Genomic DNA, 14,793 nt, shown 5'->3' with positions numbered 1-14,793 from the left:
GCTGAAATATTTCAATGGTGGCTATGGTGTTGGCCGCCATCTGGCATAATCCGCCGCAACTCATAAACAGGCTTTTTTTTATGTTTGAAATGTTTAGTGGTTTGGGTTTGTGGTGGTCAATCGGTTTGGTATTGGCCGTTTTTTTTGTGCTTGCCTATGAATTTATCAACGGCTTTCACGATACCGCCAACGCGGTAGCAACGGTTATCTATACCAAGGCGATGCCAGCTCACCTGGCGGTCGTTGCATCGGGGATCTTCAACTTTTTTGGTGTCATGTTCGGCGGTCTGGGTGTGGCCTATGCCATTGTCCATCTGCTGCCCATCGACCTGCTGCTTGGGATGGATTCCACCCAAGGGTTGATCATGGTCTTCTCCTTGCTGTTTTCCGCCATCGTGTGGAACCTGGGCACCTGGTTCTTCGGGATCCCGGCCTCCAGTTCACATACCTTGATCGGTTCCATTCTGGGGGTAGGCGGCGCCTATGCCTGGATCACCCATAAACCGGTGACAGAAGGGATCAACGTGGGCAAAGCGATCGACATCATGCTTTCCCTCATCATCTCTCCCACCATAGGTTTCATCATCGCGGCACTGCTGCTGCTGGCAATGAAACGCATCTGGACCAGCAACAAGATCCACAAAACACCGGAAGAGCGTCAGCTGGTGGATGGCAAGAAGCACCCGCCATTCTGGGCGCGTCTGACCCTGGTGGCCTCGGCCATGGGCGTCAGCTTCGTACACGGCTCCAACGATGGCCAGAAGGGCATCGGTCTGGTGATGCTGGTGCTGATCTGTATGGCGCCTGCCTATTTCGCACTGGACATGAACAGCCGCGCCTATGATCTGGACCGGACCCAGGATGCCAACCAGCGCATCATGGAGATCTACCAGCGCAACCAGTCCGCCCTCTCTGGTGTCATCAACTTCTCTGCACCGGCAACGGCTCAGGAAGAGCTGATGACTCACTGCTCCGCAGATGGCGTGCTGCAGGCGATGGCCACCCTGGATGCCCGTCTGGGTGCCGTGCGTACTTATGATCAGATGAGCCTGACCGACCGCCGCGAAGTGCGTCGTCTGCTGCTCTGTATCGATGACACCGCCCGCAAGGCTGCCAAGCTGCCGCTGCCAGCCAAGGAGCTGACCGATCTGGCCAAATGGCGCAAGGATCTGACCGCGACTGCTGAATACGCACCGACTTGGGTGATCGTCTCCATCGCGCTGGCGCTGGGTTGCGGCACCATGGTGGGCTGGCGTCGTATCGTTCATACCGTGGGCGAGAAGATCGGCACCACCGGCATGACCTACAGCCAGGGCATTGCGGCCCAGATCACTGCTGCAACCTCCATCGGGGTCGCCAGTCTGACCGGTATGCCGGTGTCCACCACCCACATCCTCTCTTCTGCGGTGGCGGGGACCATGATTGCCAATAAATCCGGCCTGCAGAGCCAGACTATCAAGACCATCCTGATGGCCTGGGTGCTGACCCTGCCGCTGACCATGTTGCTCTCCGGTGGCCTGTTCATCGTCAGCCACCATCTGTTTGGCTAAATGCCAATACCATATTCGATAAAGGGCCTGCGGGCCCTTTTTTGTGTTTCCTGTCCTCTCCTGAATACGGTTTACACCTTTCCCCCCAATAAATGAACAGTCCTATGGGATAAGGTGTGAAACGGACACCGCGCGATGACTCGCTGACGTTTAAACTGGCGTTGGTCGAACAGATTGAAAAAGGCGAGCTCAGCTGCCTGCAAGCACAAGCCCGATATGGCATTCAGGGCAATTCGACCATTCTGGTGTGGTTTGCGTAAACATGGTTGGCAAGATTGGAGCTGAGGTATCTGTACCCGCCGGCAATAGCATCACCATGCCTGACCCCGACAAACAGACGCACCAACAATGTATCAAAGAGCTCGAGCAGCTGGCGCTGATAAGCCTGAAGGCCCAAGTCGTCGATGTGCTGAAGAACGACTAGGCGTTTCCATCGTAAAAAAGCGACCCGACAAGTCCTCTCGCAGCGGCAGGTCGAGAGACTGACCATTGTCAGGGCTTGCCTGTTTCTGGGAATAAGCCGGCAGGCTTTCTACAAGCGCAATCGGGTTGCGGACGGACATCTAAGCTCAGGGGCTGCAGGTGGTGCGATTTGTGCGTCAGGTTCGGCTGCGACAACTGCAGGTCGGCACTAGCAAGCTGCATTATCTGCTTCAGGGTCAGGATGATGCCTAGTTCAAGGTCGGGCGGGACAGGCTGTTTCGGATATTGGCCGAGTACCGCTACTGGTGCAGCCCAGTCTAGGGTTTCCTCGTCGCGCAGTAATGCCGATTAATCCCTGTTTGTATTGTGTATGCACTGAGCGATGCTTTGCTGTTATATGCCAACAGACTAGAAATCGAATATCATTTTTAACGAGTCGGAAGATAGAATGAAAATCTTGAGCCGGTTTAGCAAACCTTTACGACACAGACAAAGTTTGCTGTCGCCAAGCTCCCGGTTCAAACAGAGGAGAGAGTCATGAGCCAGTCTGTGGCTTGGTCAATGCCATGCGGCGTGTCGGTAGCGGATTTGTTTGTCCATATCCGAGGTATTACTGACTGGAGTCGGGTGTTCAAGAGGATATTTGCATTAGGTTCCTCATCCAAACTCCTTATCGATGAAGCTCGAGCAATCTATGTCATGAAGATAAAAAAAGAGCCACACAATGGTGTGGCTCTCGATTTAGTCGTTACCGGTGGATATCAGGGGCGGCCGGCCGGGCAGGTGGCCATGTTGACGGCGGCAGTGCTGCCACCATGACGACCTGATGTGCTCACTTCGTTGCGTACCAGCGGCGGGTAGTTAACCGGCTCACGAGCAGGCAGGGCAGGGGCTTCGGCAGGGGTTGCCATCGGCGCGGATGCTTTGCGGGCACGAGCCAGCAGGCCAGCACCGTGAGCTACCTGTTTGGTCACGACCGGAGTCTCTTCCACCGCAACCGCAGCGACAGGAGCCGGGGCTTCGACAACAGCAACTGGCATTTCGACTGCAGCCGGTGCAGCTTCCACGACAGGAGTGCTGACAGCCGGGGCTTCTTCAACAACTGAAGCAGTTTCAACGACTTCAGTGGCAGCCATGTCGACAGCCGGAGCGGCGACAACGACAACTTCCGGCTCTGCTGCAACCACGACTTCTGCAACAGCTGCAACAACCGGGCTAGCGATCACATCGGCTTGAGTTGCTTCGACCTGGGCAGCAGCCTGCTCGGCAGCTTCTTCAGCAACAGCTTCGACAACCACATGCTCGGTCAGTGCCGCAGAGGCTTGCAGGGCAGCAGCGACGGCTTCAGCGCTTGGGATGGTAACAACAGGCACTACCGGCTCTTCAACCTGCGCTTTGGCAATATCTGCCTGGGCTGCGGTGGTCAGAGTAGTGGTATCTTGCTGTTCTTCGTCACGCTGGCTGCGGGCATCTTCGTTGATGCGCTTGCGGCGCTGACCTTCGATACGCTGGCTGCGCGGAGTGCGGCGTGAACGGCGCTGGCCTTCACTCTGCTCTTCCTGCTCGTTACCCACGGTGGCATCGATCACTTCAGCTTGCGCTGGTACTTCGTCAACCGGCAGGGCAGGGGTGTCAGCAGCGGCGACATCGACGCGGATCTGCTTGCGCAGTTGACGACGTTCGCGGCGCTCGGCTACTTTCTGCTCTTTCTCCTGACGTGGCTGGGCAGCAGCTGCATCGACGGTATCTACTGCGTCAACAACGACTTCGGCGCGCGGCTCACGGGGAGCACGAGGTTCACGGGCCGGACGTGGCGCACGTTCCTGACGCGGTTCGCTGCGCACTTCGCCACGAGCTTCACGCTCCTGACGAGGCTCGCGCTCTTTGCGGGGACGGCGATTGCGGTTTTCACCGGCTTCGCGGTTGCCACCTTCACGCTTCTCGCCAGCTTCCGCATTGTTGCGGTTGCCACGATTGTCGTCACGACGAGGACGCTGACCACGGCCACGACCTTCTTCGCGCTGGTGACGTTGACCTTCATCCTTACGTGCTTCACGAGCAGCAGGTTTCTCGGCTGGCGCTTTCACGTCGGCAGGGGCAGCATCGCTGCTGAACAGGCCGGTAATGCCTTTGATCAGTTTGCTGAAGAAGCCGGCTTCGGCAGGGGCCGAAGCAACGGGAGCCGCCGGCTGTTGCGGTGCAACAGGGGCCGGTTGTGCCGGTTGGGCAAAGCCTTGCAGCAGCGGTTGCTCACGCTCGATCACCTGAGCTTGCTTCGGTTGGTAGACCGGCTTGGCAATCTCGGTTTTCAGCTCGTAGCTGGCCGCTTCCGGGATCTCGTTCTGACGAATACGGGTTACTTCGTAGTGCGGGGTTTCCAGATGCTGGTTCGGAATGATGTAAACACGCACATCATTGCGCTGTTCCAGACTGGCGATGGCGGCACGCTTCTCGTTAAGCAGATAGGCGGCAACATCCACCGGCACCTGGCCGTGAACCTGCTCGGTATTGTCCTTCATGGCCTCTTCTTCGATGAGACGCAGGATGGACAGGGCGAGGGATTCGTTGTCACGGATCACGCCTTGACCCTGGCAACGGGGGCAGATATGGCTGCTGGACTCGTTGAGGGAGGGGCGCAGACGCTGGCGAGACATCTCCAGCAGACCGAAACGGGAGATCCGGCCCAGCTGGATGCGGGCACGATCCTGATGAACCGCTTCACGCAGACGGTTTTCCACTTCGCGCTGATGGCGAACCGGGGTCATGTCGATGAAGTCGATTACGATCAGGCCACCCAGATCGCGCAGACGCAATTGACGGGCAATTTCGTCGGCCGCTTCCAGGTTGGTTTGCAGCGCAGTCTCTTCGATATCGCCGCCCTTGGTGGCGCGGGAGGAGTTGATATCGATGGAGGTCAGCGCTTCGGTCGGATCGATAACGATGCTGCCACCGGAGGGGAGGCGCACTTCACGCTGGAAGGCTGATTCAATCTGGCTCTCAATCTGGAAGTGGTTGAACAGGGCGACTTCACCCTTGTACAGCTTCACACGGTTGAGGAAATCGGGACGGACCAGCTCGATATGGGCCTTAGCGCGTTCAAAAATCACCGGATTGTCGATCAGGATCTCGCCCACATCGCGACGCAGATAGTCACGGATGGCACGCACGATGACGTTGCTTTCCTGGTGGATCAGCACCGGCGCAGCGCGTTCCTGAGAGGCCTTGTGGATGGAGTCCCAGTGGTTGAGCAGAACGTTCAAATCCCATTCCAGCTCTTCCGGCGACTTGCCAACACCAGCGGTGCGCACGATCAGGCCCATGCCTTCCGGCACGGTCAATCCACTCAGGGCTTCTTTCAGTTCAGTCCGCTCATCACCCTCAATGCGGCGGGAGATACCACCGGCACGGGGGTTGTTGGGCATCAGTACCAGGTAGCTACCTGCCAAGCTGATAAAGGTGGTGAGGGCTGCACCCTTGGTGCCACGCTCTTCCTTGTCGATCTGGACGATAACTTCCTGACCTTCGCGGACCACTTCTTTGATGTTGGGACGACCCTGATAGGAGTAACCGGAGGGGAAGTAATTGCGGGCGATCTCCTTCAACGGCAGGAAACCGTGGCGCTCGGCGCCGTAGTCGACAAAAGCAGCTTCAAGGCTGGGTTCTACGCGGGTGATCTTACCCTTGTAAATGTTCGCTTTCTTCTGCTCGTGTCCCGGACTTTCAATATCCAAATCGTAGAGCTGTTGTCCGTCAACCAGCGCTACGCGCAACTCCTCTTCTTGAGTTGCGTTGATAAGCATTCTTTTCATTGAGTTCTCATTATTGTGTCATTTTGATTTCCTCCATCTGGGTCCTGCCAGCGCCGGCCTCGGGTCTTCAGCATACTGGGGCAACCTCCCGGCTGGGGTATGCATGAGGCGCAAACTAAGGGCGTTCTGGTCATCACTTCTCGAGAAGGAATGAATAAGGATGCCGAAATGGAGACAAATAAACGGTGATGTTTGTGTTCTCCATGCGTTGTACCTCGCACCCGGGAACCGTCATGTTCTTGTATACACGGTGTTTCGGGATTGGGTGGCATACTTTTTGGCCACTTAGTACAAGGCTTGAACACAATGACAAAACCTTGTTTATTATCCCATTTAAACCTCTTTTATAGCAAGGCGCCATTTTTCAACAAACCATGCAGCCAAGGGGCGCTGGCAGTGTTAAAATCCGCGCCATGACACAGATACAACAACAAGTGCAGCTGCTCACCATCGAAGCTGAGCATGACGGGCAGCGCATCGACAATTTTCTCAAGACTCAGCTAAAGGGCGTCCCCAAGAGCCTGATCTATCGCATCCTTCGTAAAGGCGAAGTGCGGGTAAACAAAAAGCGCATCAAACCGGAGTACAAACTCTGCGCAGGTGACGAGGTGCGGGTGCCCCCCGTGCGCGTTGCCGAGAAGAATGAGCTGCCTTCAGCCAACCTCGGGGTTATCCAGCGTCTGGAGAGCCAGATCCTGTTCGAAGACGATGCCATGATCGTGCTGAACAAGCCCTCCGGCATGGCAGTACACGGTGGCAGCGGCCTGAGCTTTGGCGTGATTGAAGGGCTGCGAGCCCTGCGTCCGGAAGCCCGTTTCCTCGAATTGGTTCATCGACTGGATCGCGACACCTCTGGTGTATTGCTGGTTGCCAAGAAACGCAGCGCCCTGCGCAGCCTGCATGAGCAGTTGCGCGTCAAGACCATGCGCAAGCAGTATCTGGCGTTGGTGCGTGGCAAGTGGCAGGCTCACGTCAAGGTGGTTAATGCGCCGCTGCGCAAAAACGATCTGCAATCCGGTGAACGGGTAGTACGGGTCAGTGCCGATGGCAAGCCCTCCGAAACCCGGTTCCGTATCGTGCGTCAATTTGCCGAAGCGACCCTGGTCGAGTGCAGCCCGATCACCGGTCGAACTCACCAGATACGCGTGCACACCCTGCATGCCGGTCATCCGATCGCCTGTGACGATAAGTACGGTGAAGCGGCGTTTGACGAGAAAATGCGCAGCCAAGGTCTGAAACGGCTCTTTTTGCATGCCTGGAAGCTCAGCTTCACCCATCCGGCCGATGGTCGCGAAATGCAGGTAGAAGCGCCGCTTGCACCTGAACTCGACAACTTCCTCAACGGCTTGCCACGCTGATGCAGGATATCCGGCTCGCCATTTTCGATTGGGACGGCACCCTGATGGATTCGGTAGGCCGGATTGTTGCCTGTGTGCAAGGGGCCGCCAGAGATTGTGAGCTGGCGGTACCTGCACCAGCCCAGATCCGGCAGATCATCGGATTGAGCCTTGATGTCGCCATGTCCCGTCTGTTCCCTTTAAGTAGTGGCAGTGGCAGTGTCTTTGATGAGCGCCAGATTGCCGCACTCATCGATCGCTATCGTCATCACTATCTGCACGATGCCACCCCCAGCCCGTTGTTTTCCGGGGCAGGGGAGTTGCTGCATGATTGGCGGTCACGAGGGCTGCAACTGGCCGTCGCGACCGGCAAATCACGCCGTGGGCTGGATCGGGTATTGGATGAGACCGGACTGCGCCCGTTGTTTGTAACCAGTCGCGGGGCCGATGAGGCTCGCTCCAAGCCTGATCCGCTGATGCTTGAGCAGATCCTGGACGAGCTGGGGCTGTCACCCCGGCAGGCGGTAATGATCGGCGACTCTGTTCACGATATGGCGATGGCCGAGGCGATCGCCATGCCGCGTATTGGTGTCACCTGGGGGGTGGATAGTCGGGATGCCCTCAGTCGTCACGGGCCAGTGGCGGTGGTGGATTCTATGGCGGCTCTTCGCGGGCTGTTATAGACGCCTCTCTTTAAGAGACATCGATCTGATTGATAACAGAAGCCCGGTCTATTGACCGGGCTTTTTATATGCTCGATCTAGCTTATCTATTCGTCCGCGATCAGGGCAGGGCAATACCGTGGCGCTCCAGCAGCTCGATCAGGCCGATCAGCGGCAGACCGATCAAGGCGTTAGGATCGCGCCCCTCCAGCCCCTTGAACAGCACGATCCCCATTCCTTCACATTTGAAGCTGCCCGCACAATCTAGGGGCGATTCTGCCTCTACATAGCGGCGAATGGCGGCTTCATCGAGGTTGCGAAAATGGACGGTGAAAGGCTCCACCAGTTGATGAGCCTCACCGGTTGCGGCATTTACCACGCACAGGCCGGTGTAGAAGGTGACGCTGCGACCTTGAGCCGTCATCAGCTGGGCGATGGCATTGTCGATGGTGCCCGGTTTGCCGAGGATGCGGCCATTGCAGACACACACCTGATCAGAGCCGATGATCAAGCCGTGATCACGATGTTGGGCGACAGCATCAGCCTTGGCACGAGCCAGTCTGGCCACCAGCGCCTCGGCGGATTCGCCAGCCAGTGGTCGCTCATCCACATCGGGGGCGGCACATTCAAAGGGGAGACCGAGCTTCTCCAGCAGGGCTTTGCGATAGCGAGAAGTTGAGGCGAGGATCAGATTCTGTGGCATAATCAGGTACCGATGAAAGCGAGTACCGGCATTCTAGGGACTTGTGACGTTAAAATCATCGGCGGTAAGGACTTTTTCCTTTGACTATCAGTTGTTGGACCTATATTATTCGCGCCCTATGCAAAAGGTGAAGTTGCCCGTTAAGGTTGATCCAGTCCGTAGTGCCTTGAAGCTGCTCGATTACATCGGGATAGTGGAAAAGTCGCAGATGCCCAGGCTGGAGGAATCAACCGCTGGCTTGCAGAGTGATATCGATGTATCACTGCACTTTGGCAAAGATGTCCAGAAGTTGACCGTTATGAAAGGCACTGCCCATGCCAAGGTTGACCTGGTTTGCCAACGTTGCGGAGAGACATTCGAACACCTCTGTGAAGCTGAATTTATCTACACTCCGCTGTTCGAAAGAACAAACGAGGAAGAACTGCCGGAAGCTTATGAGCCCATTGAGTTGGACGAAAACGGCGAGATAGATCTTCATCAAATCCTGGAGGATGAACTCATCCTCTCGTTGCCTCAAGTCGCAATGCATTCTCTGGATGCATGCCCGAGAGGAAACATGGAGATGACCTGGGGTGAAATCGAACCTGCTGATGAGCGGCCGAATCCCTTTGCAGTTCTTGAAGAGCTTAAACGTAAGTGAATTTAGGAGTTAGCCTACAATGGCCGTACAACAGAACCGTAAAACCCGCGCCAAGCGTGGCATGCGTCGTTCCCACGATGCGCTGACCACCGCTGCCCTGACTGTTGATCAGACCAGTGGCGAAATTCATCGTCGTCACCACGTGACTGCCGATGGTTTCTACCGCGGTAAAAAGGTAATCGCTTAAGGATTGCCTTTGTCTACGCAAACTGTCGCGCTAGACATTATGGGGGGAGATATTGGCCCCTCGGAAACAGTGCCTGCCGCCGTGCAGGCACTGTCTCTTTTACCCCAGCTAAAACTGATCCTGGTCGGCGACCAGCACCAGACCTCTTCTCTGCTGCAGCAACATGGCTTGCTGAATCATCCCCGCGTTCGTTTCGTACATGCATCCCAGGTGGTTGGCATGGGCGATAAACCGATCGTGGCGCTGCGTACTCTGAAAGACTCCTCCATGCGGGTGGTACTCAATCTGGTGAAAGCCGGTGAGGCCGATGCTTGCGTCAGTGCTGGCAATACCGGTGCGTTGATGGCGATGGCCAAGTGCGTGCTCAAATCCCTGCCCGGGGTAGACAGACCTGCCCTTATCAAGGCGCTGCCGACATTGAGCGGCAAACGTACCGTGATGCTGGATCTAGGCGCCAACGTCAGTTGCGATGCCGATACCTTGCTGCAGTTTGCCGTGATGGGCTCTGTCGTGGCCGAAAAGGTAGAAGGCATTGCATCCCCCCGTGTTGCCTTGCTCAACATCGGCGAGGAGGAGATCAAGGGCAACGATCTGGTGCGCCACAGCGCCGAATTGTTGCGTCAGTGCCACGCGCTCAATTATGTCGGGTTCGTCGAAGGGGATCGCATCTTCAGTGGCGACAGCGACGTGATCGTCTGCGACGGTTTTGTCGGCAATGTCGCCCTCAAGACGGCAGAAGGGGTGGTGCGGATGATGGCCCAGCTGGCCGGATATCCCCGCAAGAAACGCACTTTTCTTGGCCGGATCGCCGGATTTATGTTCAAACGGCGTTTTTCTTACCTGAACCCCGACCAGTATAACGGGGCAAGTCTGTTAGGATTGCGCGGCATTGTGGTAAAAAGTCATGGGCGGGCCGAACGGCGCGCTCTGTGTAATGCGATCCTGCTGGCCGCACAAGAGGCCAAACATCAACTTCCACTGCAAATAGCAGATCGCCTTGAAGCTGTCTTCTCTGACAGGGATCTATAAGAACTCTATGCATAGCAAAATTCTGGGTACTGGCAGCTACCTGCCGAGTTCAGTGCGTACCAACGCCGATCTTGAGCAGATGGTTGAGACCAGTGATGAGTGGATCGTGGAACGCACCGGTATCCGTGAGCGCCGTATTGCCGGTGCTGACGAGACCGTTGCCACCCTCTCTTACCAGGCCGCTCTGCGCGCCCTGGATGCAGCCGGTTTGACCGCTGCCGATCTCGATATGATAGTGCTGGCCACCACCAGTGCTGAAAATGCCTTCCCGGCTGCCGCCTGCGAGCTGCAGGGGCTGCTCGGCGTACCGGGCATTCCTGCCTTTGACGTGGCTGCTGCTTGCGCAGGCTTCACCTACGCACTCTCCATTGCCGATCAGTTCGTCAAATCCGGCGCCGCCCGCCATGTGCTGGTCGTCGGGGCCGATGTACTCTCCCGCATGTGCGATCCACAAGATCGCGGCACCATCATCCTGTTTGGTGATGGGGCAGGGGCAGTGATTGTCGGTGCCAGCGAGACGCCGGGTATCCTCTCTACCCATCTCCATGCCGATGGCCGTTATGGCGAGCTGCTCAAGCTGCCTCATCCCCGTCGCGGCATGCCGGGTGCCGAGCTCGAAGCCTACATGTATATGAAGGGCAACGATGTCTTCAAGGTCGCGGTCACCCGTTTGAGCGAGATCGTAACCGAAACGCTGGCCGCTGCCGATATTGAACCGAGCGAGCTGGACTGGCTGGTGCCGCATCAGGCCAACTTCCGCATCATCAGCGCCACAGCCAAGAAGCTCGGTATGAGCCTCGATAAAGTGGTACTGACCCTCGACAAGCACGGCAACACTTCTGCTGCGTCCGTCCCTGTTGCCTTCGATGAAGGGGTGCGGGATGGCCGGATCAAACCGGGTCAGCTGGTACTGCTGGAGGCCTTCGGCGGCGGTTTTGCATGGGGCTCGGCGCTGGTTCGCCTCTGATCTTCGGCGGGATGGTGCGCCCATCATCCCGTCACCGATTTCATTTTTGTCTTATCTAAAAGGAATCAATGATGACCCAATTTGCCATTGCCTTCCCGGGACAAGGTTCCCAGTCCGTTGGCATGCTGGCCGAGCTGGCCGAACAACATGCCGTGATCAAGGAGACCTTCGCCGAGGCGAGTCAGGTGCTGGGTTATGACCTGTTTGCCCTGGTGATGGATGGTCCGGTTGAAGATCTGAACAAAACCTGGCGCACCCAGCCTGCACTGCTGACTGCCTCTGTCGCCCTGTGGCGCCTGTGGCAACAGCTGGGTGGGGCAACCCCTGCCGTCATGGCGGGTCACAGCCTGGGTGAGTATTCCGCGCTGGTTTGCAGCGGTGCACTCGATTTTGCCGATGCGGTCAAACTGGTCGAGCTGCGTGGTCTGGCCATGCAGGAAGCGGTACCCGAAGGCACCGGCGCCATGGCGGCCATCATCGGTCTGGATAACGAATCCATCGCCGCCAACTGCGAAAAAGCGGCAGAAGGGCAGGTGGTCTCTCCGGTCAACTTCAACTCCCCGGGCCAGGTGGTTATCGCCGGTCACAAAGAGGCCGTTGAGCGAGCCAACGTGCTGATGAAAGAGTCGGGCGCCAAGCGTGCGTTGCCGCTGCCGGTCTCCGTGCCGTCTCACTGCGCGCTGATGAAACCTGCCGCAGAAAAACTGGCAGCTGCGCTGGACGGGATCGAGATCAAGGTTCCAACCATCGCGGTCATCAATAATGTCGACGTATCCTGTGAACAGGATCCGGCCGCCATCAAGCAAGCACTGGTACGTCAGCTGTTCAGCCCGGTTCGTTGGACCGAGACTGTCGAGCGGATGGCCAATGAGGGGGTTACCCTCGAGATCGAGATGGGACCGGGCAAAGTATTGACCGGGCTCGCCAAGCGCATCGACAAGCGCGTGGAAGGTATTCACGCCAACGATGCCGCCTCTTTCGAGCAGGCGCTGGCCCAGATCAAGTAAACAGGAGCAAGTGATGAGTTTTACCGATAAGGTTGTGTTGGTGACCGGTGCCAGTCGTGGCATCGGCCGTGCGATTGCCGAAACATTCGTGGCCCGTGGCGCGAAAGTGGTCGGTACGGCGACCAGCGAGAGCGGTGCCGAGGCGATCAGCGCCTATCTGGGCGAGAATGGTTGCGGCATGGCACTGAACGTGACCAGCCAGGAATCCATCGAAGCCGTCTTCGCCGCCATCAAGGCGCGCTTTGGCGACATCGACATCCTGATCAACAACGCGGGTATCACCCGTGACAACCTGTTGATGCGGATGAGAGATGACGAGTGGAACGAGATCATCGATACCAATCTGACCTCTCTCTACCGTCTGAGCAAACCGGTGTTGCGTGCCATGATGAAGAAACGTCACGGTCGCATCATCAGCATTGGCTCCGTGGTGGGAACCATGGGCAATGCCGGTCAGGTCAACTATGCTGCCGCCAAGGCCGGTCTGGTTGGTTTTACCAAATCGTTGGCGCGGGAAGTGGCATCCCGTGGTATCACAGTGAACGCGGTTGCTCCCGGTTTCATCGAAACCGACATGACCCGTGCCCTGAATGACGATCAACGTGCCGGCATCATGAGTCAGGTGCCTGCCGCCCGTTTGGGTGATCCAAAAGAAATTGCCGCAGCTGTGGTATTCTTGGCTTCTGATGAAGCAGCCTATATCACCGGCGAAACCCTGCATGTTAATGGCGGGATGTACATGGTGTAATCAATTTGTCGTAAGATCTGTTCAAATTTGCGATAGTACGCCGAAGTTTGGCACATTTCGTGGTTTGACCAGCGGCAAGCTACTTGCAAACTCACGTCAATTGAATAAACTACCCCAACCAGACGCAAATAGCGTATTTTTAAAGGAAAATTCAGGTCATGAGCAACATCGAAGAACGCGTAAAGAAAATCATCATCGAACAACTGGGTGTTAAAGAGGAAGACGTTAAGAACGCTGCCTCCTTCGTCGACGACCTGGGCGCTGACTCTTTGGATACCGTTGAACTGGTAATGGCGCTGGAAGAAGAATTCGATACCGAAATTCCTGATGAAGAAGCCGAGAAGATTACCACTGTTCAAGCGGCTATCGACTACATCACCGCTAATCAGGAATAAGTTCCTGTTCTAAGAGAAGCGGCCCAAGGGCCGCTTCTCTTGTATTTGTTCCCTTTCAAAACACCTCTCGGAGACTACCTCAGTGTCAAAACGCAGAGTCGTGGTGACCGGCTTGGGGATGCTTTCCCCGGTGGGTAACACTGCCGAATCCAGCTGGCAAGCACTGCTCAACGGGCAGAGCGGCATTTCCCTTATCGAACATTTTGATGCCAGCGAGTTTGCAACCCGCTTCGCAGGTCTGGTCAAGGATTTCGATCCCGAGCAGTACGGTATCAACCGTAAAGACGCTCGCAAGATGGATCTCTTCATTCAATACGGCATCGCGGCCGGTATGCAGGCGCTGGATGATTCCGGCCTGACCATCAATGAAGAGAATGCCGAACGTGTCGGCGTGGCGATTGGCTCCGGTATCGGCGGTCTGGGTCTGATTGAACAGAACCACGAAAGCTTGGTCAACGGCGGCCCGCGCAAGATCAGTCCCTTCTTCGTTCCGTCCACCATCATCAATATGGTGTCCGGTCATCTCTCAATCATGAAAGGTCTGCAAGGGCCGAACATCGCTGTGACGACCGCCTGTACCACTGGTACCCATGCCATCGGCATGGCTGGCCGGATGATCGCTTACGGTGATGCCGACGTGATGGTCGCCGGCGGTGCCGAGAAAGCTTCCACCGCGATGGGGATGGGTGGTTTTGCTGCCGCCAAGGCACTCTCCAACCGCAACGACGAGCCGCAAAAAGCGAGCCGCCCGTGGGATAAAGATCGCGACGGTTTTGTGCTGGGTGACGGTGCCGGGGTACTGGTACTGGAAGAGTACGAACACGCCAAGGCCCGTGGCGCCAAGATCTACGCCGAGCTGGTCGGTTTTGGCATGAGCGGTGACGCGTACCACATGACTGCGCCTCCCGCAGATGGCAACGGTGGCGCTCGTGCCATGAAAAATGCCATCAAGGATGCTGGCATTACCCCCGAGCAGATTGGTTACATCAACGCGCACGGTACCTCCACCCCGCTGGGGGATGTGGCCGAACTGCGTGGCATGAAGTCGGTGTTTGGTGAGCACGCCAAATCTTTGATGATCAGCTCCACCAAGTCCATGACCGGTCACCTGCTGGGCGCCGCCGGTGCCATCGAGGCGATCATCACTGTGTTGGCCCTGCGTGATCAGGTGGCTCCGCCTACCATCAACCTGGACAACCCGGATGATGAGTGCGATCTGGATCTGGTGCCCCATGTGGCCAAGTCAGGCAGCTTCGAGTACGCCCTTTCCAACTCGTTTGGTTTTGGCGGCACCAATGGCTCACTGATCTTCAAACGCGTATAATTTGCCGCAGGG

Annotated in this window: 14 protein-coding genes and 1 pseudogene; 13 read left to right on the top strand and 2 right to left on the bottom strand. The window is 56.9% G+C overall.

Annotated features, from left to right (window positions below):
• The first annotated feature begins 80 nt into the window (after positions 1–80).
• The 3 genes and pseudogenes from G5253_RS05915 (at position 81) to G5253_RS05905 (ending at position 2,792) form a co-directional block, all read left to right on the top strand.
• Positions 81–1,550, top strand: coding sequence for an inorganic phosphate transporter (locus G5253_RS05915; RefSeq protein WP_021230067.1), 1,470 nt, complete (start codon positions 81–83; stop codon positions 1,548–1,550).
• Positions 1,551–1,666: 116 nt separating this feature from the next.
• Positions 1,667–2,288, top strand: a pseudogene (locus G5253_RS05910) (IS3 family transposase); the annotation flags it as partial.
• A 222-nt stretch (positions 2,289–2,510) separates the two neighbouring features.
• The gene (locus G5253_RS05905) at positions 2,511–2,792 is read left to right on the top strand and encodes a hypothetical protein (protein WP_421202864.1); all 282 of its coding nucleotides are present in this window, start codon (positions 2,511–2,513) and stop codon (positions 2,790–2,792) included.
• On the opposite strand, the gene rne is transcribed toward G5253_RS05905, so the two are convergent.
• Positions 2,735–5,782, bottom strand: coding sequence for a ribonuclease E (gene rne / locus G5253_RS05900; RefSeq protein ID WP_266134663.1), 3,048 nt, complete (start codon positions 5,780–5,782; stop codon positions 2,735–2,737). The genes G5253_RS05905 and rne overlap by 58 nt on opposite strands.
• A gap of 413 nt (positions 5,783–6,195) precedes the next feature.
• Here rne and rluC point away from each other — a divergent pair, with 413 nt between their 5' ends.
• Positions 6,196–7,140, top strand: a complete 945-nt coding sequence (rluC, locus tag G5253_RS05895; protein ID WP_005351815.1) for a 23S rRNA pseudouridine(955/2504/2580) synthase RluC — start codon at positions 6,196–6,198, stop codon at positions 7,138–7,140.
• The gene (locus G5253_RS05890) at positions 7,140–7,802 is read left to right on the top strand and encodes an HAD-IA family hydrolase (protein WP_266134662.1); all 663 of its coding nucleotides are present in this window, start codon (positions 7,140–7,142) and stop codon (positions 7,800–7,802) included. The genes rluC and G5253_RS05890 overlap by 1 nt, the downstream gene beginning before the upstream one ends.
• 100 nt (positions 7,803–7,902) lie before the next feature.
• On the opposite strand, the gene G5253_RS05885 is transcribed toward G5253_RS05890, so the two are convergent.
• Positions 7,903–8,484: a Maf family protein gene (locus tag G5253_RS05885; RefSeq protein WP_266134661.1), complete on the bottom strand. Its 582-nt coding sequence runs from the start codon at positions 8,482–8,484 to the stop codon at positions 7,903–7,905.
• Positions 8,485–8,602: 118 nt separating this feature from the next.
• On the opposite strand from G5253_RS05885, the gene yceD reads away from it, so the two are divergent.
• From yceD to fabF, 8 genes are all read left to right on the top strand, one after another.
• Positions 8,603–9,124, top strand: coding sequence for a 23S rRNA accumulation protein YceD (gene yceD, locus G5253_RS05880; RefSeq protein ID WP_013723766.1), 522 nt, complete (start codon positions 8,603–8,605; stop codon positions 9,122–9,124).
• Between the two features lie 19 nt (positions 9,125–9,143).
• Complete coding sequence (rpmF, locus tag G5253_RS05875) at positions 9,144–9,311, top strand: 50S ribosomal protein L32 (protein ID WP_005300935.1); 168 nt, start codon at positions 9,144–9,146, stop codon at positions 9,309–9,311.
• Positions 9,312–9,320: 9 nt separating this feature from the next.
• The gene (plsX, locus tag G5253_RS05870; protein ID WP_005351844.1) at positions 9,321–10,340 is read left to right on the top strand and encodes a phosphate acyltransferase PlsX; all 1,020 of its coding nucleotides are present in this window, start codon (positions 9,321–9,323) and stop codon (positions 10,338–10,340) included.
• A 7-nt stretch (positions 10,341–10,347) separates the two neighbouring features.
• Entirely contained in the window at positions 10,348–11,307 is a 960-nt protein-coding gene (locus tag G5253_RS05865) for a beta-ketoacyl-ACP synthase III (protein WP_236341616.1), read from the top strand.
• A 71-nt stretch (positions 11,308–11,378) separates the two neighbouring features.
• On the top strand, positions 11,379–12,314 hold the full coding sequence (fabD, locus tag G5253_RS05860) for an ACP S-malonyltransferase (protein WP_040065497.1): 936 nt from the start codon (positions 11,379–11,381) through the stop codon (positions 12,312–12,314).
• Positions 12,315–12,327: 13 nt separating this feature from the next.
• A complete protein-coding gene (fabG, locus tag G5253_RS05855) occupies positions 12,328–13,062 on the top strand; it encodes a 3-oxoacyl-ACP reductase FabG (protein ID WP_266134660.1) in 735 nt (244 codons plus the stop codon).
• 158 nt (positions 13,063–13,220) lie between these two features.
• A complete protein-coding gene (acpP, locus tag G5253_RS05850; RefSeq protein WP_005300909.1) occupies positions 13,221–13,457 on the top strand; it encodes an acyl carrier protein in 237 nt (78 codons plus the stop codon).
• Between the two features lie 82 nt (positions 13,458–13,539).
• Positions 13,540–14,781 carry a beta-ketoacyl-ACP synthase II gene (gene fabF / locus G5253_RS05845; protein ID WP_266134659.1) on the top strand — a complete coding sequence of 414 codons (1,242 nt, stop codon included), beginning with the start codon at positions 13,540–13,542 and terminating at the stop codon, positions 14,779–14,781.
• Positions 14,782–14,793 lie beyond the last annotated feature (12 nt).

Origin of the sequence: Aeromonas sp. 602658 (genome assembly GCF_049173005.1) — a bacterium.
Taxonomy (GTDB): Bacteria; Pseudomonadota; Gammaproteobacteria; order Enterobacterales; family Aeromonadaceae; genus Aeromonas; species Aeromonas veronii_A.
The sequence above is the reverse complement of the archived record's forward strand: the minus strand, read 5'-3'. Positions and strand labels throughout refer to the sequence as shown.